This window comes from Nocardia macrotermitis, from assembly GCF_009604405.1.
Classification (GTDB): Bacteria; Actinomycetota; Actinomycetes; order Mycobacteriales; family Mycobacteriaceae; genus Nocardia; species Nocardia macrotermitis.
Genome location: NZ_WEGK01000004.1, coordinates 34,418 through 54,666, shown reverse-complemented (window position 1 = coordinate 54,666; position 20,249 = coordinate 34,418). Strand labels below are relative to the sequence as shown.

Sequence of the window (20,249 nt, the reverse complement as noted above, 5' to 3'; positions counted from 1 at the left end):
CTGAGATGGTGAACTACGCCGCCGAGATCGATGCGATCTTCGCCGAGCACTCGCGTCGCTCGGCCGTGCACAGCCAGGATCTCGCCGAACTCGAACAGCGCACCGCGGCCGCCGCCTACGCGCTGGAGGTCCGCGCCACCGCGGAGATGAAGGAGTTCTGGGAGGAGCACGCCGAGGAGTTCGAGCGGGCGCGCGCCGAGGCGGAGGAGAAGGAACGCCGGGAGATGGAGGCGCGCGAGCAGCGGGACGCGGAGGCCCGCGCCGCCGCCGAACTGCGTGCGCGGCAGGGCGGCCCGATGGGTGACGTTCCCGTGCGACGGGCGAACGAGCCTGCGGTGCAACAACATTACGAGGCCCCGCAGCAATACCGGGACCCCGCGGTACCGCTCACCGAGGCCGAACGTCTCGAGGCCGAGGCCCGCGAACAACGTGCCGCCATCGCCCGCGCCGCCGCCTTCCGCAAGGCTAACAACGTGGTCCGCGCGAGTGACGACGAAGACGAGGACGACGAGTACTACCGCCGCAAGAGCTGGCTGGTCTGATCCGGCTCAGACCAGCCAGGATTGCCGCGACTGCCCGTAACCGTCGTCTTCGTCCCAGTCGGACGGCCCGACGACCTGGTCGCGGTTGGGTTTACGGGTGCCTGGGATGATCCGGTTCACCGGCTTCGGGGGTGCGGGGGCCGGGCGTGGCGGCGAGGGCGGCGTCGGGGGAGCCACGGGAGTGTTGTCGTCCGGCGCCGCGTGGATCGGGAAGAACGCGTCCAGGTTCGGCCGGTCTTCCGGATCGAGCTCCGATTCCACTGCGCCCATGCGGGTTTCGTACATCTGGCGGGCCGCGCGTTCGGCCGCTTCGGTGATCGCCGCGGCCAGCTTGCCGACGGCGTCGCCCCGGTAGGCGTCGGGTGAGATGTGTACGACCGCAACGATTCCCAGCGCGTCGACGCCGACGCGGGCCATCCGGTTGTTCGATTCCGCCTCGACGCCCGGACTCGGCGGCGCCGCGACGCGGTCGAGATCGGGGGTCAGCGATTCGTCGACCGCCGCGCTGATCGATCGGGTGAGCTCGGTGAGCGGGGCCGCGGCCGATTTCGCGGCCTCGCGGACCTGACGGGTGGCCTGCTGTGCCGCCTCGACCACCGATCGGCCGAGGTACTGCGGAGTGCTGCGGCGGAACGTCTCCGGGGCGAGCGTGAGGCCGGTGAGCGCGCCGGTGGGGCTTACCGTCACCTCCACCAGACCGTCCGCGGACCGGGCATTCGCGGTGACATTCGCGAGCTGCCGCTCGGCGGCCCGCAGACCGGCCTCTTTCCTGTCGATCTCGGCCAGGACCGCGTTGAAATCGATCTTGTCGAAGTCGGCTTCGTCACCCATCGGAACTCCCACACCCTTGATCACGTGACTGGATGATAGCTCCGATCGCATTCGCAGGCTCGTCCCGGGGCTGATCCGCGGTGGTTGGGAACCTGTTGCGTGGTAGACGTTTTGGATGGGAACCGGATCGCACTCGGGTGCGTCCAAGTAGACATGCGGCCCGCGCCGCCGGTCGGGTAGCGTGCCCGCTGAAGAGTTGCAGAGTTGAAGGGGGATGGCATGGCCACCGTGCTGAATGTGCCGCCGACCGAGGATTTCACCGGTTATCAGGGCCTGGTGGCCAAGCAGGCCGAACACTTCGCCTCGATGGTGACCTGGGCCGGTAACGAGTGCGTCAACACCACCGGCATGGACGGGATCATTCTCTCGCTGGCGAAGCCCTTGGTCCCGCCTCCGGCGCACTACGTCAGCGGTCTGCTGTCCAAGTGCCAGACGGGTATGGGCACCATCAAGGACAAGATCGCCACCGTGGACAAGGAGCTGCGGACCCAGGACGAGAGCAATGCCACGGATCTGAAGAACGTCTTCCCGGATCAGATCTCCGGACTCGGCAGCAACGTATCGCTGCCCACGCTCTCCAGCGAGACGACGAATTTCGACGACGAGGCCGTCACGTTGAAGGAGCCCACCGAAACGGAGAGCTCCCCGACCTCCCAGGTGTCCGCGCCCAAACTCAAGAGCAGTGTCATCAGCCTGCACAAGAAGAACAAGAAGAACAAGAACTCGAAGGATTCCAAAGATTCCGAGGACTCGAAGGATTCCGACAGCAGCGACGACTCGTCGGATGGTGATTCGAGCGATTCCAGCAGCTCGTCGAGTTATCTGAGTTCGCTTGCGGGCGAACACATCAAGAAGTACACCGAGTACCTCGAGAAGAAGAAATCGGGCTCCGGCACGGTGATCTGGCTCGCCGAAAAGGGCTACAAGATGGTGACGGGGCACAGCCTGATCGACGCCATTTTCAAACCGATCGTCGGCGACTGGGATCGGCTGAGCTACCTGCACGACGCCTACGACACTCTGGGCGACGGGTGCTATACCGTCGCCGGGACGCTGCGCAAGGCGTCGTGGAAGATCGGCAGCGAGTGGAAGGGCGACACCGCCAGCGCTTTCGATATCTACATGTTCCGCTGGACCATGGGCATCGGCGGCATCGGTGATCTCGCGAAAGTCATCGCCAAGGCGTACAAGACGGCGCACGACGAATTGTTGAAACTGATCGGCAAACTCGTCGACAAGATCGGTGATCTGATCGACAAGGGCATTACGACATTGGCGGCCAAGATCGCCAAGATGCTGGCGGTGGACGCGGCCATCGAGGTGGTCGGCGGCGGTCCCGAGGATCCGCTGGCCGATATCGCGGTGCTGGCCTACGACGCGAAGCAGATGTACGAGATCTACAAGCTCGTGCGCGAGGTCGTCAAGGATGTCATCACGATCGTCGAGCTGTACAACAAGATCAAGACCGTGATCGAGACGCTGAAATCGAGCGTCGAGAAGGCTTACAGCAGCTTCAGCGGTCCGATGCCGACGGTCGGCAGCGTGATCAGCGATGTCGAGACGAAGGGTTTCGATTTCGAGAAGTCGGGGTCGTGGAATTCCACGACGGGTGTCGCGCGTATCGCGATACTGCCCTCGGCGTGAGTGCGACCGAGCAAATCAGGGGAGAACAGTAACAATGCTGGGAGAAGTAGCGAGGTGGCTCGCGCGCGAGTTGTTTCTGGAGCGTGTCGACCGACATCTCGTGCGCCGGGAGGAGCGTCGCGGGAAACTCGGTGTGCCGGTGGTGACTCTGGTCGCGACGGTGTTCGGTACCGTCGCGACGATCGGGTGGTTGCTGCTGGGTGTGCATTATCTTCCCGACACCGAGAAGACGAAAGTTCTCGTGGTCGTGCCGGTGGTGCGACTGATTCTCGTACTCATGGTTGCCTACGGTCTCCGTGCCAGTGGCACCGCGAAGCGTTTGGACGGAACGTATTTCGGCATACTGCTGGCCGAGATCGTCAACATAATCGCGATCATCGCCGATGGTATGGGCTTCTTCGCTCAGGCCATGACGAATATCTTCACCCGACTCGATCCCGGCAGCGAGGCGACCTATCCGAAATGGGTTCTGGGGCCGTTGCTGGCGTTGACCGCTGTCGGGTTGGTGTGTGACATCGTCATCAGCTTCGCGCTGCTGATCCGCCGCAGGCATCTCGACTGATCAGCGATGATGCCCACCCGCAACGAATCATGTTGTGGGTGGGCATCATTGGTGCACGCTGTTCGTTCAGGCGGTCGATCAGCTCTGTTCGAACCTGCCCGCTTGCACGCCTGCGGTGAAGGTGTCCCACTCGATGGGGGAGAAGATCAGGGCCGGGCCGGTGGGGTTCTTCGAGTCACGGACTCCGACCATGTTGCCGTCGAGGAAGGCTGCTTCTACACAGTCTCGGTCGGGACCGCTGTAGCTGCTCTTGAACCACAGGGCGTCGGATAGGTTGCTGTTCATTCGAACTCCCTAGCTATGTCCAGGATCAGATGCCTGGAGTCCTGCTCGTTCAGCGCCGCGGCTCGAATCGCCTTGCACGCCAACTTGTACCGGTCGATCTCGCCGGGCTTGTCCAGGTAGAGAGCGCCGGTGTAACCCTCGATGTATACGACCGGCGGCTCGGTCAACCGCGATGTCGGATGCGGAGGGAACTCCAACAGTGTGAACGATCCGGCGAGGAGATGCAGGGGCATTTCGATGGTCAGAGGCAGGACGCGAACAGTGACAGTCGGCGTTCGGGAGACCGAGACGAGGTGATGGAGTTGCTCGCTCATCACCGAACGTCCACCGACTCGGTGTCGGATGGCTGCCTCGCTGACGAACACGTTCATACGGAACTGGTCAGATGGTTCGAGCAGGCGCTGCTGTCTCTTCGACGTGAATTCGATTCGGCTCTCGACGTTTACGGTCGGCATGCCCGGATAGGCTGCCCAGATCACTGCGCGTCGGTAGTCGGCCGTCTGCAAAAGCCCTGGTAGTAAAGTGATCTGGTAGGTCGTCAGCCTGCGTGCCGCCTCTTCCAACCCGAGATACAGATCGAAATCGCTCGGCACCGCATCCCCGTACGCATGCCACCACCCCGGACTCTTCGTCTCCGCGACCAGGCTGATCAGCACGGCCGCATCGTCCTCCGGCACGCTGTACAACCGGCACAGCGTCTCCACATAGATGTCCTTGAGCTTCGGCCCCGGCTGCCCGGTCTCGATGCGCCACAACGTTTGTGGGGCGATCTCGATCGCTCGGCACGCTGCGGCCTGTGACACTCCCGAACGTTCCCGCAACTGCTTCAGCTGTCGTCCCAGCATGCGTCGAGGGATCGTGGATCCAGCTGTCATAACCTGGCCTCACTATCGGTCGTACGGAATTTTGGAATGGTTCTTTCGGGGAAACCGGATCCTGCCGATTTTTCCGCGCAATCCACGTCGCGGAACGTTCCCCTGCCCTTATCGGCAGCGTACTACTGGACGTACTCCCGGTAGCCGGGATGAACCTTTTCGGCCCGAATACTTCTGCCCCCGAGTCGATTTCGGCCCCGGCTACCGGGTATTCCAGAACATCGAATCCACTACGGAGTATCCACATGTACGGCTTGCCAGTACTGAACCATCGTGAATTGCCCACGATGACAATCGATTGCGCCCACTACATCATGCAGAGCCACCTCGATTGCCCTGCTGAGAGCTGTCCCGTCAAGAACCAGGCAAAACAGCGTCTGATCGACGCCGGAAGGCTCGTACCGGCGGATGTACCGCATCTCGGGTATTAGTCGGTCGCCAGATTCGATCCCATAATGCTCGAAAGAATTACAGCGGCATGCCGTGCGAATAGTCGACCCGAAACCCTGACCGTCCCAATTGTGAGCAGTCCAAAATGTATGTGCCGAACCGGAATATCCAGAACATTCTGGAATTCAGGCTGGGAAGCAGGAGACCGACTGCGATGTTCACAGTGCATCGATATTTCGGTGATCTGCGTTGGGGCGAGTATGGAGGCCCTGCCGAATTGTGTTGTGGTGCGGTCGGGATCGGTCGCGGTAGCGTGCATCCATGTCCGACGTACCCCCGTTCAGTCCGACGATCATGTTGCTCACGGTGAGCCGGGTGTGGGAGGTGGCGTTCGCGGATGCGTTGAAGCCGCTCGGGTTGACGACTCGGCAGTATGGGTTGTTGGGGCATGTTCGTGGGACGCCGGGGATTTCGTTCAGTGAGTTGGCGCGGCGGTCGCGGATCACTGTGCAGAGTGCGCACACTGCGGTCGCTCGGTTCGTCGCGGCGGGGTTGGTCGACGACGGTACCGCGCATGCCGGGGCGGCGTCGACGCTCAGCGTTACCGCAGAGGGGGATGCGTTGCTGGATCGGGCCGCTGTTGTGGTGGCCGACCTCGATGCGGAGTTCGCTGCTCAGAACCCTGAGCTGACGGATGCGTTGCGTGCGCACATGATTCGGATGCTCTCCTCATAACCTTCAGTTAGACTGAAGGTTATGAAATATGGCAAGGCGCGGAACGCATGAGTATCCGGCATTATCTGCGTCGGCCCCCGGCTGTCAGCGCGGTCGAGGCGGTCGGATTGGTCGCGAGTGGTGCGCTGGTGGTGGACGTGCGGCGTCGGTTCGAGTGGAATCGGGTGCACATTCCGGATGCCGTGCACGCGCCGCTCGAGGTGCTGCTGGATCGCTGTGTGGATTTCCCCGACGATCGTCTGCTCATCACCTTCTGCACCGGTGGCATTCGATCGGCCGGTGCGGCGAACCTGTTGGTGGAGAACGGATTCGACGCGGTCAATATGGCCGGTGGTCTGGTGCAGTGGCGTGCGGCGGGTGGACCGCTCACCGATTTGTGAGAGCGGTCCGGCTCAGTGCTGCTGTGGTCCGGCCTCCAGCGATGCCTTGTGCGCGCCCGCGCTGACCCAGTCCTGCACGCTGCTGTCGCGGGTCAGGTTGATATAGATGCCTGTGGCCTCGACGAAGTAGCGGTGGCTCACCGACGACCACTGGGACTTGGTGGCGGCGGAGATGTTGCCGTCGCAGGTCGAACTGCCGGTTCCCGTTGTGGGGCAATAGATCACCCAGTCCTGGACGGGGCCGTCCAGGGCGTTGTAGGCGGCTCGGGCCGATGTCGCGTTGGGGAAGACGAGTACGTTCACCGACACCAGGATGTGGTCGGCGTTGTCGATGTAGGAACCGGTGACGTCCGTGGTGCAGTTGTTCTGGTTCAGGGCCTGGGTCACGTTCGCGGAATCGGCCTGGTGGGTGCACGGGTGGATGCCCGACGCCGTGCGCGTGTACAGGACACCCTTGGCATCCGTGAAGGTTTGCGGCAGTAGGGAACTCGTGGTGATCGAGGTCTTGTCGGTGGAGGCGTCGTCGAGGGTGCCCGGATCGAACGGCGGGGTGGTCGGGACCGTCGTGTAGGTCGTCGTCGGGGACCAGCTCTCCGTGGTCGTCGAGGTGGCCGCGGCCACGGAACTGTGGTGGCTGCCGGAATTGCTCGCGACGACCGCGATCACCGCGACCAGCGCGACGATGACGATACAACCCAGCATGATGGCGATCACCTTGCCCGCACCACCCGATTGCGACGGCGGGTAGTACGGCTGCTGCCCCATCGGCTGCTGCCAAGCCTGCTGCCCCGGTTGCTGCCAGGTCTGCTCGATCGGTTGCTGCGGCCAGGATGGTTGGCCCGGTTGCTCGGGCCACGACTGCTGGGTCGGCTGCCAGGGCTGCGCGTTCTGCCCGGTGAACGGTTGCTGCGGAGTCTGCCCGGTGAACTGGGTCTGCTCCGGCAATGGCTGTTGCGGGGTCTGCCCGGTGAACTGGTTCTGCCCGGTGAACGGTTGCTGCGGATTCTGCCCGGTGAACGGAGTCTGCCCCGGCAACGGTTGCTGCGGGGTCTGCCCGGTGAACTGGGCCTGCCCCAGCAACGGTTGCTGCGCAGCCTGCCCGGTCAACGGCTGCGGCGTCGAACCGGTCTGCCCCGGCTGCTGCGGCCACGTCGGCTGCACTCCGGGCTGCTGCGGCCACCCCGGATTCGCTTGCGGCTCAACACCACTCGCACCACCCCCGTACCACACCGTCGGTTGTGACGGCTGCACCGGTTGCGCCGGATACGGCGTGGTCGGCACCCAGTCCGTCCCCTGCCCCGGATCGCCGCCGAGATTGTCACCCTGACCGGGCGTCGGATTCTCGCCTGGCATCTTCTTCTTCCCTCCCGCAGACGGACGATTCCGCCTGAACACGCTGCCCGGAGTGTAGAACACCCGGGCAACGGAGTTCGCCCGCTGTTGTCGACCCGTACCGCGGTCGCCACGCGGACGCCGATCCCACCCCGGCGGGAAACATTCAGCCCCGCAGGCGAATTCGCCTACTTACGCAACAGCTGGGCAACCTGGAGCAGCTGCATCTTCGACGGGGGTTCGGGTTCCTCGGTGGCGTGCGGATCGATGATCGCGGTGCGCGCGATGACCTCTTCCGGTTCGGCGAACGCCTTGTACTTCTTGTCGCCGAGCAACTGGTAGGTGAGGTAGCCGACGAGCAGGCCGCGGGTGATGCGTTCGGTCTTGGGCTCGAATTTGGTCGCGCCCAGGGCGGCGAGGGCGCGGCGGCCGCGGACGATGCCGTTGCGGGAGGCGCCGTCGACCGAGCGCAGGACCGCGGGGCCACCCCAGGCGGCGGCCAGGGCGACGGCGTCGGAGCCGACCTCGTCGAGATCGGTGCTGCCGCCCAGGATCAGGGCGGGGGATTCGATACCGGGTGCGAGGGATTCGGCCGAGGGCGCGGTGACCGCGGGATACAGCGCGGCGACTGCGGCGACCTTGCGCTGCGATGCCGCGATGACCGCCGCACCCGCACCCATACCGTGACCGGCCAGGGCCAGTTTGCCGGGATGCACGCTGATCTTGCCCTCGCCGAGCCGCACGCCGGTGCAGATGTCCAGGGTGGTGAGCAGATCGGTGGCCAGGTTCAGGTGCGAGGGGATCGGTCCGCGTTCGGTGTCGGGTGCGGCCGCGACGAAACCCCAGGACGCCAGATGTTCGAGCAGCTTGCGGTAGTTGCCCGCACCGGCGAGCCAGCCGTGCCCGAACACGACGGCGGGCAGATTCGAGCCCGTCTCGGGAGTCAACACCAACCCGGGCTGCCCGGCGATGCCGAGATTGCCGTGCAGGACCCGATGCGGGCCGGGGCTGGCCAGGAGGCTCAGGAGTGATTTCACAGACGCCGACACGACGTCGAATTTATCCGATGCTCGCGCGCGGACGGCGTTTCGTCGGATCCCGGGATCGTCGCCGGGGCGCGCGATCACCGTCGCAACGCGTCTGCCAGCGGTTTCACGATTTCGAAAAAAGTTCTGCCGCCGACGTTCGGCCCGGACGCGCCCGAGTCACGGATACGCTCACGACCGCTTCGCTCGAGCGAATGTGTCCCTTTACCATCGCGAACGAGCGCAGCCGGGCAGGCGCGCGAGCGCATGTCACGGCCCTGTCGCCGTCCCCGGTGCGCCCCAGTACGCTGGGGCCCCATGTGCGGAATCGTGGGCTACGTGGGATACCGGGACGCGCTCGGCGTCGTCGTGGACGCGCTGCGCCGTATGGAGTACCGGGGATACGACTCCGCGGGCGTGGCCATCCTGGACGGTGCGAGTGGGATCGCCGTGGAACGGAAGGCCGGTCGGCTGGCCAATCTGGAGGCCGAGCTGTCCGAGGCCGGGGTGACGAACTTCGCCGGGACCACCGGCATGGGCCACACTCGCTGGGCCACCCACGGTGCGCCCACCGATCGCAACGCGCACCCGCATCGCGACTCGACCGGTGCGGTCGCCGTGGTGCACAACGGCATCATCGAGAATTTCGCACCGCTGCGGCACGAACTGGAAACCGCCGGGGTGGAGTTGCGCAGCGATACCGACACCGAGGTCGCGGTGCATCTGGTGTCGCGGGCCTACGCCTCGGGGCCGACCGCGGGTGATTTCGTCGGCAGCGCGCTGGCCGTGTTGCGCCGGCTCGAGGGCGCGTTCACGCTGGTGTTCACCCATGCCGAACATCCGGGCACGATCGTGGCCGCGCGGCGGTCGACGCCGCTGGTGGTGGGCGTCGGCAAGGGGGAGATGTTCATCGCCTCGGATGTCACCGCGTTCATCGAACACACCAGGGAGGCAGTCGAACTCGGGCAGGACCAGGCGGTGGTGATCACCGCCGACAGCTATGCGGTCACCGATTTCGACGGCAATACCGAGGGCGTGCGGACCCGTCCGTTCACCATCGACTGGGACCTGGCCGCCGCCGAGAAGGGCGGTCACGACTACTTCATGCTCAAGGAGATCGAGGAACAGCCCGCGGGCGTCGCCGAGACGCTGATGGGGCATTTCGACAAGGGCCGGATCGTGTTGGACGAGCAGCGTCTGGCCGATCAGGAGTTGCGCGATTTCGACAAGGTCTTCGTAGTCGCCTGCGGCAGTTCGTATCACGCGGGTCTGCTCGCCAAGTACGCCATCGAGCACTGGACGCGGCTGCCCGTCGAGGTGGAGCTGGCCAGCGAATTCCGTTACCGCGACCCGGTTTTGGATCGTTCCACGCTGGTGGTGGCGATCTCGCAGTCGGGCGAGACCGCCGACACGCTCGAGGCCGTGCGGCACGCCAAGGAGCAGAAGGCGCGCGTGCTGGCCATCTGCAACACCAACGGCGCACAGATTCCGCGCGAGTCCGACGCGGTGGTGTACACCCGTACCGGACCCGAGATCGGGGTCGCCTCGACCAAGGCGTTCCTGGCGCAGATCACCGCGAATTACCTTGTCGGACTTGCCCTCGCGCAGGCGCGCGGGACCAAGTATCCCGATGAGGTGGCGCGCGAGTTCGGGGAACTCGAGGCGATGCCGGAGCTGGTCGAGCGGGTGCTGGAGACCGCGCCGCAGGTGCGGGAGATCGCGCGCCGGTTCGCCGACGCCTCGACGGTGTTGTTCCTGGGCCGCCACGTCGGGTATCCGGTGGCGCTCGAGGGTGCGCTCAAACTCAAGGAACTGGCGTACATGCACGCCGAGGGTTTCGCCGCCGGCGAGCTCAAGCACGGCCCGATCGCGTTGATCGAGGAGGGGCTGCCGGTCATCGTGGTGATGCCCTCGCCGAAGGGGCGCGCGGTGCTGCACTCCAAGCTGCTCAGCAATATCCGGGAGATCCAGGCCCGTGGCGCGCGCACCATCGTGATCGCCGAGGAGGGTGACGACACGGTGCGTCCCTTCGCCGACCATCTCATCGAAATCCCCGCCGCCCCAACCCTTTTCCAGCCGTTGCTGTCGACGGTCCCCTTGCAGATCTTCGCCGCCGAGGTGGCTCAGACCCGCGGCTACGACATCGACAAGCCTCGCAACCTCGCGAAGTCCGTCACCGTCGAGTAACGGTATTCGCTTGGGTGGCAACCGATTCGCCCAGCGGTGCTCGTGCTGGCGATGAGCAGGGTAGCAGCAGGCTGATCAGCAGCATGCGCTTGCGCGGGACGCGGGTCCCGAGGCCGGTCATGATGGGCGCGCCGATCGGCACGCCGATCGCGTATCCGCTGATCAGTGGGCCCGCGGTGGGGGTCGGTACGTGATAGCCGCTCGCGATATCGGGCGGCTACGTCACGGTCCGACAGTGATCACGGTAGCGATACTCGGATATTGGGCAGGATTTGCTCGGCGGCCTTCACGAGCCTGGCATCGAAAGTCAGGAGCCGGGCATCGTGCATTGCGGCAACCGCCAGGTAGGCGGCGTCGTAGACGGACACGTTGTGGCGCATCGCCCACACCGAGTGCAGCAGGGTCGTATCCGTACCGATGTAGTCGATATGCATGGCGGTGAGTGCGCGGAATGCCGCGTCGGCGTCATCGGCGGTCAGATGGTTGCCCAGCACGGCCTTGCGTAGCGTTCGCATAACTTCCAGTGGCATATGCGCGGGAGCGACCCAGATATCGTCCGCGCTCAATGCCGCGCGTGCGGCATTGCCCTGTTCTTTCGGGCTGGACAGGGCCATGACCATGACATTGGCATCGACGACGATCACTCGTCGTCCTCGCGTCCGTCCCGGATCTCGGCTACTACTTCATCTGCGTCGAGGTCGAGTCCACGATGTCCGACCATGCTCTCGAGCAGGTGCCTGTTCCGTTCGCTACGCAGCTCTCGCTCCAGTAGTGCCCGCAGGTAGACCTGAGTCGACTGCCCGCGGGCCGCGGCGCGCGCGGCAATGGCATCGCGGACTTCCTCGGGTACGTCCTTGATTTGGATTGCGACCGACATGCTCCGAGAATAACATGCGAATGTCATGCGCATGTCAGGTCGAGGCGTTGAACGCGTCCGCCGCGCACGGGGCGCACTCGTGCATATCGTCCGGCGTGAGTGGTTCGGCGGGTCACTGTCGGATAACGCGCTGTGATCGGATGGCGTATCTGTGCCGCCCGGCCCGTCGTGGCCCGGTTTTGTCGCTCTCGCGCTGGTCACGTGGGTGTGATCGATCGGCGGGTGGGGCCCGAGAGTTAGATATGTCTCTTTCGAAAGTATGTTTAGTTATCTTGTAGTTCATCTTCTGTTAACTTGTCGCGACCATTCTGTGACTTGCCGAGATGAGCTGCCAGCCCATCTCCCGCGTGTGGACACGACCGCTTCCGCGACATCCGTCGCCACGGCCGCGTCGGCTGTCGCCGGTTCGATCCGGTGTGAGACCGCGCGAATCCGCGCCACGTCTCCGGACAACTGAATCTCCGAATCACACAACACAACCGACAAACCGAACAGCTAGCGGCGAGGATTTCGACCGACCGGTCGAGGGGTGCGCACGCGATACTGTCGCGCGTCAGAAACACAGTCGAGATGCATTTTCGAAAACTGATCCCCTTCACCCTGCTCGCCGCCGTCGCGGTGACACCCGTCGTCGCGAACGCCGAGACGCCCATCGCGGGCGTGCCGCCACAGCTCCAGCAGCAGGCTCAGCAGCTGACGCAGCAACTTCCGGCGATGCAGCAAGCTCAGCTCCAGCAACTCCTCCAGCCGCTGCCGCAGCCGTTACCGCAGCTGCTGCCGCCGGTCTTCCCGAACAACCTGGACGGCTGGATCCACAACGCGCAGTACGTGATGGCGCAGCGCGGCATTCCCGGCAGTTACGACGGGATCCACCGCAACATCATGCGGGAGTCCGGCGGTAACCCGCGCGCGATCAACCTGACCGATTCGAACGCGGCCCGCGGCATCCCGTCGAAGGGGTTGATGCAGGTCATCGACCCGACGTTCCGCACCTACCACGTGGACGGCACGTCGTGGGACATCTACGATCCGGTCGCCAACATCGCCGCCGCCTGCAACTACGCGGCGCACCGGTACGGCACCATCGACCGCGTGTTCTCGGCGTACTGAGTCTTTCGCGCTCCGGCTACTGCACGGTGACGGTGCCGTGCATTTCCGGGTGCAGCGGGCACAGGTAGCGGTAGGTGCCCGGGACGTCGAAGGTGTGACTCCACGTGCCCGTATTGAAGATCGGGCTGTCGATCCCCATCGCGCTGTCTCCGATGCCCTGCACCGCGTGCGGGAAACGGTCGGCGAATTTCCAGGTCACGGTGCCGCCGACCTTGATGGTGATCGCGTCGGGGGAGAACTTCATGTCCTTCACCTCGACCGTCACCGCCCCCTCCGGCGCCGCCGTGCTCGAAGTCCCCGATGCGGCGCTCGAACTCGACGTCGGCGCGGATGTCGTTGTCCCGGAACCACATCCACTCACCATCAGCGTCCCCGCGAGCGCGGCCACCCCCAATCCGGCGCGCAACATCTTCCGGCGGCTCCAGTCCATCGGCATGCCGCCCACCTTATCCCGCCCCCGAACCCCCCGATCCGCCGCAGCACCGTTGCTCGTTTCGCGCGGGCAGGTGCTGCTCGTGGCACTGACGAGATCCACGACTCATCGCCGGTGTGAGTGACGCGAGCGCGGTGCGCCGGTGCGAGGCATATCGATTGCGGACAGCTGGGGATGTGCCGGTGACAGGCCAGCCCGTGTGATCGAAATGCGATGGGGAGTAGGCGAAATGCGTCGGGCTGCGGGGAGATGCTCGGCATTGTGGTGTGCGCGTTGCCTCACCTCTGCGGAACCGTTCGGACCGGCGCGTTCTGCGCTCCGACAGGTGATCCGAAAGCGCGAGATCGTTCGGTTCGGTGACGGAGTCCGGCTGGTGGAACGGGTGCGGGTTGTAGCCGGGCGGATGTGTCGGTGGTGCGGCGTAGTCTGCTGGCGTCGGGAGAGCCGGGTGGGTAGGAGGCGGGTGATGGCGGTGCGCGGGTATTACACGGGGGACGAGGTTCGGGCAGCGGAGGCGGAGCTGTTCGGGCGGGTGGCGGCGGGGGTGCCGATGCGGCGGGCGGCGCATGGGCTGGCGAATGTGGTGGTGGGGGAATTGCGGGAGCGGACCGGCGGGGTGGTCGGGCGTGCGGTGACGTTGCTGGTGGGGTCGGGGGACAACGGTGGGGATGCGCTGTGGGCGGGGGCGATGCTGCGGCGGCGCGGGGTGGCGGTGTCCGCGGTGTTGCTGGTGCCCGAGCGGGCGCATGCGCAGGGGTTGGCGGCGTTGCTGCGTGCGGGTGGGCGGATTCGGGAGGATGTCGGTTCGCCGGATCTGGTGGTCGACGGGATCGTCGGGATCTCCGGACGTGGCCCGTTGCGGCCGTGCGCGGCGGAAATCGTTGCGGCCGTGGATGTTCCGATCATCTCGGCGGATCTGCCCAGCGGGGTAGATCCGGATACCGGTGTGGTGGCCGGGCCCGCGGTGCAGGCCGATGTGACGGTCGCGTTCGGCGCGTACAAACCGGTGCACGCGTTGGCCGCGCCCCGATGTGGGCGAATCGAGTTGGCGCCCATCGGATTACGTCTGCCCGAGCCCGAACTTGCCGCGTTGGCACCGGCCTCGATCGGTGCGGAGTGGCCGGTCCCGGGTCCCTCGGACGACAAGTACTCCCAAGGTGTGACGGGCATCTGCGCGGGAAGCGATACCTATCCGGGTGCGGCGGTGCTGTGCACGGGCGCGGCTGTCGCGGCGACTTCGGGAATGGTCCGTTACGCCGGGACCGGCGCGGCGCAGGTACTCGCGAACTTCCCGGAAGTTGTCGCCGCCGAGACGATCTCGTCCACGGGCCGAGTGCAGGCATGGGTGGTCGGCCCCGGTGCCGGTACCGACGACCTTGCCCGCGAACGACTTTCGGAGATCCTCGCGACGAACCTGCCCGTGGTCGTCGACGCGGACGCCCTGACCCTTTTGGCCACCGACCCCGCCCTGCTCACCGGCCGCACCGCACCGACCGTGCTGACCCCGCACGCCGGTGAATTCGCCCGCCTCACCGGCGCGGACCCCGGCCCCGACCGAGTCGCCGCCGTCCGCGACCTCGCCGAAAAATGGCAGGTCACAGTGCTTTTGAAGGGTCGAGCAACCCTGATCGCCACTCCCGGCCACCCGACCCTGGTCAACGAGGCAGGCGGCTCCTGGGCCGCCACCGCGGGCGCGGGCGATGTCCTGTCCGGCGTCCTGGGCGCACTCCTGGCCACCGGCCGCGACCCATCCTGGTCCGCCGCGGCCGCCGCCCGCGTCCACGCCCTCGCCGCCAACCTCGCGGCCCACGACCGATCCCCCAGCGGTCCGGGCGCTCCGATCTCCGCATCACCGCTGCTGCACCACATCCGCTCGGCGATCCAAACCCTGCGCGCCAGCGTCGTCCGGTCGTAGGTGGCCTGGTTCTCCGACGACCAGGCGGTCTGCCAGCGGTCCGGGGTAGGCCCTACTCGCCCTGGGCCAGTTTGGACACCGGTTCCCATTCGCGCCACAGGGCGAGGCGGGACTCGTAATCGGCGGTGGCGATGCCGAGCGGGTCGACGCCGAAGAAGATGCGTAGGGGCGGCTGTTCGGCGTCGACGATGTGCAGGATCGCTGCTCGGGTGCCGGTCGGCTCGCCGATGCGACGTTCGCCGCGGATCCGCTCACGCGCGGCGCGGGCATCCGCGTAGGCGGGGATCGCGGTGCTGCGCACCGCGGACGAGCCCGACCAGTCGGTGCTGAAACCGCCCGGCTCGATCAACGTCACGTGGATGCCGAATCCGGCGACCTCCTGCGCGAGCGACTGCGACATGCCCTCCAGCGCCCACTTCGACGCGTGGTACGCACCCAGATTCGGAAACGCGCTGATCCCGCCGATACTCGACACCTGCAGAATGTGCCCGCTGCCCTGCGCGCGCAGAATCGGCAACGCCGCCTGCGTCACCCACAGCGCGCCGAACACATTCGTCTCGAACTGCGCGCGGATCTCCTGCTCGGTGAGTTCCTCGATCATGCCGAAATGGCCGTACCCGGCGTTGTTCACCACGATGTCGAGTCGCCCGAAATGCGCCGCCGCCTGCTGTACGGCCGCGAAATCCGCGTCCCGATCGGTGACGTCGAGGTGCAGCGGCAGGAAGGTGTCGGGGTAGTCGGCGGTCAGATCGTCGAGGGTGCTCATCTCGCGCGCGGTCCCCGCGACCCGATCGCCCCGCTCGAGCGCCGCGATCGCCCATTCGCGGCCGAATCCGCGCGACACACCGGTAATGAACCAAACCTTGCTCATCGGGAGCCTTCCCTATCAGTGGTCCGGGACAGCTACTGCCCCGAGATCAACCGTAGGCACCTGGAGTGCACTCGAAGCAAGCGCTACTCCGTGACTTCGTCGCGGATTGCGGCGAGGATGCTGGAATCAGCGACCCGGACGCGATGGTCCAGACCGACCGGACGATGGTCCAGGACCCGACAATGGCAGGATCGGTAGCCGTGAACAGCCCAGCAGCGCAGGTGGAGACCGTCATCGACCTGGACGCCATCGCACACAACGTGCGAGTGCTGCGCGAATACGCCGGTGATGCCGGAGTCATGGCCGTGGTCAAGGGCGACGGCTACAACCACGGCGCCGCGCAGGTCGGCCGTGCCGCGCTGGCGGCCGGTGCGGTCGAACTCGGCGTCACCACCATCACCGAGGCGCTGGATCTGCGCGCCGCCGGAATCGACGCGCCGATTCTGAGCTGGCTCAACGCCGTCGACGCCGATTACACCGCCGCGGTCGCCGCCGGGATCGAGCTCGGCGTGTCCTCGGTGTGGCAGCTGCGGGCGATCGAACAGGCCGCGCGCGCCACGGGCGTCACGGCCACCGTCGCACTCAAGGTCGATACCGGATTGAACCGCAACGGCGTCTCCGATATGGAATATCCGCAGGTCCTGGCCCTGCTGCGGGAGCTGGTCGACGAACGCGCGGTCCGGTTCCGGGCGATCTTCTCCCATCTCGCACACGCCGACACCCCGCAGCATCCGGGTAACGACAGGCAGCGCGATCGCCTGCTCGACGCCATCGCCCAGGCCAAGGAGTTCGGCCTCGAACCCGAACTCGCCCATCTGGCCAATTCCGCCGCCGCGCTGGCCCGGCCCGATCTGACCTTCGACATGGTCCGGCCGGGCATCGCGATGTACGGGTTGTCGCCGCTGGAGGAGACCAATTTCGGGCTACGTCCCGCGATGACGTTCCAGGCGCAGGTCGTGCTGGTCAAACGGGTCGCCGAGGGGGAGGGCGTGTCGTACGGCCACGAGTGGGTCGCTCCGCGCGACACCACCGTGGCGCTGATCCCGGCCGGATACGCGGACGGCGTGTTCCGTCCTCTGGGCGGCCGGATCTCGGTCCGGATCGGCGAACGCGACTATCCGAGCGTGGGACGGGTGTGCATGGATCAGCTGGTGGTGGACCTGGGCGACGACGCCACCGGGGTCGCCGAGGGCGATACCGCCGTGCTGTTCGGCGGCGGCCCGGGGCAGACGCACCCGCAGCGCTGGGCCGATCTGCTGGGTACCATCCACTACGAAATCGTGTGCTCGCCGCGTGGACGGGTGGTGCGGCGTTATGTCGGCGGAGGGGCTTGTTCATGAAATATGCTCGGCCACAGGGGATCACGAAGGTCGTCTGTCAGGGCAGCATGGCCACCGCGGGTGTGCTCGGCGCGTTGGCCGCGGCGCACGCGCTGCGTCGCATCGGCGCGACCGTGCAGTGGCCCGCGCGCGGCGACGACCTGCGTGACGAGGATTTCACGCTGCTCGACCGCGATCGGGCGCGCACGGTACTCACCGAAGACGGTGTGGCGCTTGCGGTCCGGGAATGCGGTCCCGAGGATGCCCCCGCCACCGTGATTTTCGTGCACGGCTTCTGCAACAGTATGGAGTCCTTCCACTTTCAGCGCCGCGACCTCGAAAAACTGTGGGGCCCAAGGGTTCGCATGGTCTTCTTCGATCTGCGCGGGCACGGCCGCTCGGGCGAACCCGGGGCCGGTAGCTGTACGGTGCCGCAGCTGGGCCGCGATCTGGTCGCGGTGATTCGGGCGTGCGCGCCGGACGGCCCGCTCATGCTGGTCGGACATTCCATGGGCGGTATGGCGATTCTCGCCGCGGCCGCGCAGTTCCCGGAGCTGTTCGCCGCGCCGGGCGCGCCGGGGCGGGTGCGGGCGGTGGCCCTGCTGTCGACCGCGGCGGCGGAGGTGGCCGCGGCGGGTGTGCCGCAGCTGCTGCGCAATCCGGCGCTGGACGGATTCCGCGTCGCGGTGCATGCCGCGCCCGCGATGATGCAGGCCGGGCGGGTCGCCGCGCGACAGGTGATCAATCCGATCCTGCACGTCAGTTCGTTCCACGGTGAGGTGAGTCCGACGCTGTCGCGGTTCACCACCTCGATGATCGATCGGACGCCGGTGTCCACGGTGGTGAAATTCCTCGGCGCGCTGCGGGTGCACGACGAATCCGCGGCGTTGCCGACCCTGGTTCCGCTGCCGGAGTTGGTGCTCAGTGGCGGGCACGACATGGTGATCCCGTTCCGGAATTCGGTCGCGCTGGCCCGCAGCCTGCCCGATGCCGATCTGGTCCGCGTCACCGACGCCGCGCATATGGTGCATCTGCAATACCCGGATTTGGTCAATGCCGCGCTGGATCGCCTGCTGCTGCGCGGCGGGCTGCTCGGCACCGGGGGAAGGCAGGAGGTCGCACGTGGCTGAGCAGCGGATACTGCCGACGGTCGAGGACACCGAGGCGCTCGGCCGCGAACTCGCCCGCGATCTGGGGCCGGGTGATCTGGTGGTACTCGACGGTCCCTTGGGCGCGGGCAAGACCGCCCTGACCCGCGGCCTCGCCGACGGCCTCGGCGTGCAGGGCCGGGTCAGCTCGCCGACGTTCATCATCGCCCGCCAGCACCGCGCCGGTGACCACCCCGGCGCGATCGGCATGGTCCACGTCGACGCCTACCGCCTCGGCGGCGACCTCGACGAACTCGACTCCCTCGACCTGGACACCGACCTCGACCACGCCGTCGTGGTCGTCGAATGGGGCCTGGGCGTCGTCGAACACCTCACCGACCGCCACCTGCGCGTCCTCCTGCGCCGCGAACCCGACTCCGACGTCCGCACCGCGACGTGGGAGTGGGTCGCCGGTTGATGCGACTGCGGTCTCCGTGAGTCCGAGGCCGGAAGCCATTCCACGATCGGTCCGCAGGTCTGCCGGCGGCAACTGTGCAATCGAGCGAGGGTCGATGTGCGAGGGCGACTGCTCGACGCGGGGCACATTCGTGTTCGGACGATGGGGTGAGTTGCGAGTCCGGCCGCGCATCCGGTTTCGGATAACCGGCGCTCATCAACCCCGACGGGGTCGGGGGTAGTGGAGTTGAGTTGGTTGCGCGGATATCGTGCCTGATCCATGGTGGGGGATCCCGATCCGGATCCGGAGATTCATGGACGGCCGGGGTGCGGCGTCGGCCAGCGGGCCGGCACGTGCGGGGGTCTCGCGATGTGTGTGATGCCGGACACCCGCTGGAGGTTCGAGTTCTCGGATCGGATGTTTGCGGGGTGCGGCGGCGGTCGTATCGATGCTGGTAGTCGTTGTGCCGCTTGGGGGTTGGGGATAGCTGTGGATGCGGTGCGATTGCATGCGGTGTGGCCGGTGATCGCGCGGGCGACGGTGGGGTGAACCGGAGGCGGGCGGGTTGCCGTCGGGGAGGTGGCCAACCGGTATCGTTGGGGAAATCATGCTAGTACTAGCCCTCGACACCGCGACGCCTGCTGTCACCGCGGGACTGGTGGCACTGGAACGGACCGAGCCCCAGCACCACGAGGTCCGCACGCTCGCGTCCCGGGTGACCGTGGATGCCCGCGCTCACAACGAGGTGCTCACCCCGCAGATCCTCGAATGCTTCGACACCGCAGGGCGTTCCCGCGATGAACTCGACGCGGTCGTCGTCGGGGTCGGGCCGGGGCCGTTCACCGGACTGCGCGTCGGCATGGCGACCGCCGCCGCCTTCGGGGACGCGCTGGGTCTGCCGGTGTACGGGGTGTGCAGCCTGGATGCGATCGCCGCGGCCGCCTGGCGCGACATCTCCGCGGTCGATGCCGAACTGCTGGTCGTCACCGATGCCCGGCGTCGCGAGGTGTACTGGGCGCGTTATCGCGCGGTGTCCAAGGCCGCGCTGGCCGGATCGTTCGTGGTCGGCAACGGGAACGGCGGTCCGCGCGCGGGCGCGGTGGTGCGCGTCGCCGGGCCGCAGGTGTGCAAGCCGGGTGAGCTGGAGTCCGGGGATTCCACCGTGATCGCCGGATCCGCTTCGCACGTCGACTTTTTCGACCTTCCGGTGCTGCCGGTGGAGACCCCGTCCCCGGCCGGACTGGTCAGCTGCGCCGCCGCCGAACTGCTCGCGCGCGCGACCCCGCAACCGCTGGTCCCGCTGTACCTGCGCCGCCCCGACGCGGTCGAACGCAGCTATCAGGCGGTCCGAGCATGAGCGGTCAGGGCCGGAGGCGGCAGCGGAGCGTCAC

The 20,249-nt window shown here is 66.5% G+C and carries 21 protein-coding genes; 12 read left to right on the top strand and 9 right to left on the bottom strand.

The window, feature by feature from the left end; translation table 11 throughout:
• Positions 1-5: 5 nt before the first annotated feature.
• The gene (locus NRB20_RS10445; protein WP_153409908.1) at positions 6-542 is read left to right on the top strand and encodes a hypothetical protein; all 537 of its coding nucleotides are present in this window, start codon (positions 6-8) and stop codon (positions 540-542) included.
• Between the two features lie 6 nt (positions 543-548).
• Here the strand turns inward: NRB20_RS10445 and NRB20_RS10440 are convergent, their stop codons facing one another.
• The gene (locus NRB20_RS10440) at positions 549-1,373 is read right to left on the bottom strand and encodes a YbaB/EbfC family nucleoid-associated protein (RefSeq protein WP_194289794.1); all 825 of its coding nucleotides are present in this window, start codon (positions 1,371-1,373) and stop codon (positions 549-551) included.
• A 219-nt stretch (positions 1,374-1,592) separates the two neighbouring features.
• Here NRB20_RS10440 and NRB20_RS10435 point away from each other — a divergent pair, with 219 nt between their 5' ends.
• Entirely contained in the window at positions 1,593-3,017 is a 1,425-nt protein-coding gene (locus NRB20_RS10435; RefSeq protein ID WP_153409906.1) for a hypothetical protein, read from the top strand.
• 34 nt (positions 3,018-3,051) lie between these two features.
• Positions 3,052-3,579 carry a hypothetical protein gene (locus NRB20_RS10430; RefSeq protein WP_153409905.1) on the top strand — a complete coding sequence of 176 codons (528 nt, stop codon included), beginning with the start codon at positions 3,052-3,054 and terminating at the stop codon, positions 3,577-3,579.
• Between the two features lie 78 nt (positions 3,580-3,657).
• Here the strand turns inward: NRB20_RS10430 and NRB20_RS10425 are convergent, their stop codons facing one another.
• Together NRB20_RS10425 and NRB20_RS10420 are read right to left on the bottom strand one after the other, a co-directional pair.
• Positions 3,658-3,864 (bottom strand): DUF397 domain-containing protein, encoded by a 207-nt coding sequence (locus tag NRB20_RS10425; protein WP_153409904.1) that lies wholly within the window; start codon positions 3,862-3,864, stop codon positions 3,658-3,660.
• The gene (locus NRB20_RS10420; RefSeq protein WP_153409903.1) at positions 3,861-4,709 is read right to left on the bottom strand and encodes a helix-turn-helix domain-containing protein; all 849 of its coding nucleotides are present in this window, start codon (positions 4,707-4,709) and stop codon (positions 3,861-3,863) included. Before NRB20_RS10420 ends, NRB20_RS10425 begins: the two co-directional genes overlap by 4 nt.
• A 741-nt stretch (positions 4,710-5,450) precedes the next feature.
• On the opposite strand from NRB20_RS10420, the gene NRB20_RS10415 reads away from it, so the two are divergent.
• Both NRB20_RS10415 and NRB20_RS10410 read left to right on the top strand, forming a co-directional pair.
• A complete protein-coding gene (locus NRB20_RS10415) occupies positions 5,451-5,864 on the top strand; it encodes a MarR family winged helix-turn-helix transcriptional regulator (protein WP_153409902.1) in 414 nt (137 codons plus the stop codon).
• Between the two features lie 47 nt (positions 5,865-5,911).
• Positions 5,912-6,244: a rhodanese-like domain-containing protein gene (locus NRB20_RS10410; RefSeq protein WP_153409901.1), complete on the top strand. Its 333-nt coding sequence runs from the start codon at positions 5,912-5,914 to the stop codon at positions 6,242-6,244.
• Positions 6,245-6,256: 12 nt separating this feature from the next.
• On the opposite strand, the gene NRB20_RS10405 is transcribed toward NRB20_RS10410, so the two are convergent.
• Positions 6,257-7,597: a hypothetical protein gene (locus NRB20_RS10405; RefSeq protein WP_153409900.1), complete on the bottom strand. Its 1,341-nt coding sequence runs from the start codon at positions 7,595-7,597 to the stop codon at positions 6,257-6,259.
• A 167-nt stretch (positions 7,598-7,764) separates the two neighbouring features.
• Positions 7,765-8,625 (bottom strand): dienelactone hydrolase family protein, encoded by an 861-nt coding sequence (locus tag NRB20_RS10400; protein WP_319944718.1) that lies wholly within the window; start codon positions 8,623-8,625, stop codon positions 7,765-7,767.
• Positions 8,626-8,919: 294 nt separating this feature from the next.
• On the opposite strand from NRB20_RS10400, the gene glmS reads away from it, so the two are divergent.
• On the top strand, positions 8,920-10,788 hold the full coding sequence (gene glmS, locus NRB20_RS10395; RefSeq protein WP_153409899.1) for a glutamine--fructose-6-phosphate transaminase (isomerizing): 1,869 nt from the start codon (positions 8,920-8,922) through the stop codon (positions 10,786-10,788).
• Positions 10,789-11,027: 239 nt separating this feature from the next.
• Here glmS and NRB20_RS10390 read toward each other — a convergent pair whose 3' ends face one another.
• A complete protein-coding gene (locus NRB20_RS10390; RefSeq protein ID WP_153409898.1) occupies positions 11,028-11,432 on the bottom strand; it encodes a type II toxin-antitoxin system VapC family toxin in 405 nt (134 codons plus the stop codon).
• On the bottom strand, positions 11,429-11,665 hold the full coding sequence (locus NRB20_RS10385; RefSeq protein ID WP_153409897.1) for a FitA-like ribbon-helix-helix domain-containing protein: 237 nt from the start codon (positions 11,663-11,665) through the stop codon (positions 11,429-11,431). The genes NRB20_RS10390 and NRB20_RS10385 overlap by 4 nt, the downstream gene beginning before the upstream one ends.
• Positions 11,666-12,235: 570 nt before the next feature.
• Between NRB20_RS10385 and NRB20_RS37500 the strand changes: the two genes are divergently transcribed.
• Positions 12,236-12,775 carry a transglycosylase SLT domain-containing protein gene (locus NRB20_RS37500; RefSeq protein ID WP_194289793.1) on the top strand — a complete coding sequence of 180 codons (540 nt, stop codon included), beginning with the start codon at positions 12,236-12,238 and terminating at the stop codon, positions 12,773-12,775.
• Positions 12,776-12,791: 16 nt separating this feature from the next.
• On the opposite strand, the gene NRB20_RS10375 is transcribed toward NRB20_RS37500, so the two are convergent.
• Positions 12,792-13,211, bottom strand: a complete 420-nt coding sequence (locus NRB20_RS10375; protein ID WP_227833405.1) for a plastocyanin/azurin family copper-binding protein — start codon at positions 13,209-13,211, stop codon at positions 12,792-12,794.
• Between the two features lie 469 nt (positions 13,212-13,680).
• On the opposite strand from NRB20_RS10375, the gene NRB20_RS10370 reads away from it, so the two are divergent.
• Positions 13,681-15,123 carry an NAD(P)H-hydrate dehydratase gene (locus NRB20_RS10370; RefSeq protein WP_319944829.1) on the top strand — a complete coding sequence of 481 codons (1,443 nt, stop codon included), beginning with the start codon at positions 13,681-13,683 and terminating at the stop codon, positions 15,121-15,123.
• Positions 15,124-15,175: 52 nt separating this feature from the next.
• Here the strand turns inward: NRB20_RS10370 and NRB20_RS10365 are convergent, their stop codons facing one another.
• On the bottom strand, positions 15,176-15,994 hold the full coding sequence (locus NRB20_RS10365; protein ID WP_153409895.1) for an SDR family oxidoreductase: 819 nt from the start codon (positions 15,992-15,994) through the stop codon (positions 15,176-15,178).
• A gap of 182 nt (positions 15,995-16,176) precedes the next feature.
• Here NRB20_RS10365 and alr point away from each other — a divergent pair, with 182 nt between their 5' ends.
• From alr to tsaB, 4 genes are all read left to right on the top strand, one after another.
• Positions 16,177-17,334 (top strand): alanine racemase, encoded by a 1,158-nt coding sequence (alr, locus tag NRB20_RS10360; RefSeq protein ID WP_153409894.1) that lies wholly within the window; start codon positions 16,177-16,179, stop codon positions 17,332-17,334.
• Complete coding sequence (locus NRB20_RS10355; protein WP_153409893.1) at positions 17,331-18,443, top strand: alpha/beta fold hydrolase; 1,113 nt, start codon at positions 17,331-17,333, stop codon at positions 18,441-18,443. The genes alr and NRB20_RS10355 overlap by 4 nt, the downstream gene beginning before the upstream one ends.
• Positions 18,436-18,879 carry a tRNA (adenosine(37)-N6)-threonylcarbamoyltransferase complex ATPase subunit type 1 TsaE gene (gene tsaE, locus NRB20_RS10350; RefSeq protein WP_319944717.1) on the top strand — a complete coding sequence of 148 codons (444 nt, stop codon included), beginning with the start codon at positions 18,436-18,438 and terminating at the stop codon, positions 18,877-18,879. The genes NRB20_RS10355 and tsaE overlap by 8 nt, the downstream gene beginning before the upstream one ends.
• A gap of 586 nt (positions 18,880-19,465) precedes the next feature.
• The gene (tsaB, locus tag NRB20_RS10345) at positions 19,466-20,215 is read left to right on the top strand and encodes a tRNA (adenosine(37)-N6)-threonylcarbamoyltransferase complex dimerization subunit type 1 TsaB (protein ID WP_153409891.1); all 750 of its coding nucleotides are present in this window, start codon (positions 19,466-19,468) and stop codon (positions 20,213-20,215) included.
• The last annotated feature ends 34 nt before the right edge of the window (positions 20,216-20,249 follow it).

Bases quoted from the DNA above. Each gene is read 5' to 3' on its own strand.
- NRB20_RS10445 (WP_153409908.1), top strand. From the start codon at position 6: ATGGTGAACTACGCCGCCGAGATCGATGCGATCTTCGCCGAGCACTCG.
- NRB20_RS10440 (WP_194289794.1), bottom strand. From the start codon at position 1,373: ATGGGTGACGAAGCCGACTTCGACAAGATCGATTTCAACGCGGTCCTG.
- NRB20_RS10435 (WP_153409906.1), top strand. From the start codon at position 1,593: ATGGCCACCGTGCTGAATGTGCCGCCGACCGAGGATTTCACCGGTTAT.
- NRB20_RS10430 (WP_153409905.1), top strand. From the start codon at position 3,052: ATGCTGGGAGAAGTAGCGAGGTGGCTCGCGCGCGAGTTGTTTCTGGAG.
- NRB20_RS10425 (WP_153409904.1), bottom strand. From the start codon at position 3,864: ATGAACAGCAACCTATCCGACGCCCTGTGGTTCAAGAGCAGCTACAGC.
- NRB20_RS10420 (WP_153409903.1), bottom strand. From the start codon at position 4,709: ATGCTGGGACGACAGCTGAAGCAGTTGCGGGAACGTTCGGGAGTGTCA.
- NRB20_RS10415 (WP_153409902.1), top strand. From the start codon at position 5,451: ATGTCCGACGTACCCCCGTTCAGTCCGACGATCATGTTGCTCACGGTG.
- NRB20_RS10410 (WP_153409901.1), top strand. From the start codon at position 5,912: ATGAGTATCCGGCATTATCTGCGTCGGCCCCCGGCTGTCAGCGCGGTC.
- NRB20_RS10405 (WP_153409900.1), bottom strand. From the start codon at position 7,597: ATGCCAGGCGAGAATCCGACGCCCGGTCAGGGTGACAATCTCGGCGGC.
- glmS (WP_153409899.1), top strand. From the start codon at position 8,920: ATGTGCGGAATCGTGGGCTACGTGGGATACCGGGACGCGCTCGGCGTC.
- NRB20_RS10385 (WP_153409897.1), bottom strand. From the start codon at position 11,665: ATGTCGGTCGCAATCCAAATCAAGGACGTACCCGAGGAAGTCCGCGAT.
- NRB20_RS37500 (WP_194289793.1), top strand. From the start codon at position 12,236: ATGCATTTTCGAAAACTGATCCCCTTCACCCTGCTCGCCGCCGTCGCG.
- NRB20_RS10375 (WP_227833405.1), bottom strand. From the start codon at position 13,211: ATGCCGATGGACTGGAGCCGCCGGAAGATGTTGCGCGCCGGATTGGGG.
- NRB20_RS10365 (WP_153409895.1), bottom strand. From the start codon at position 15,994: ATGAGCAAGGTTTGGTTCATTACCGGTGTGTCGCGCGGATTCGGCCGC.
- alr (WP_153409894.1), top strand. From the start codon at position 16,177: ATGGCAGGATCGGTAGCCGTGAACAGCCCAGCAGCGCAGGTGGAGACC.
- NRB20_RS10355 (WP_153409893.1), top strand. From the start codon at position 17,331: ATGAAATATGCTCGGCCACAGGGGATCACGAAGGTCGTCTGTCAGGGC.
- tsaB (WP_153409891.1), top strand. From the start codon at position 19,466: ATGCTAGTACTAGCCCTCGACACCGCGACGCCTGCTGTCACCGCGGGA.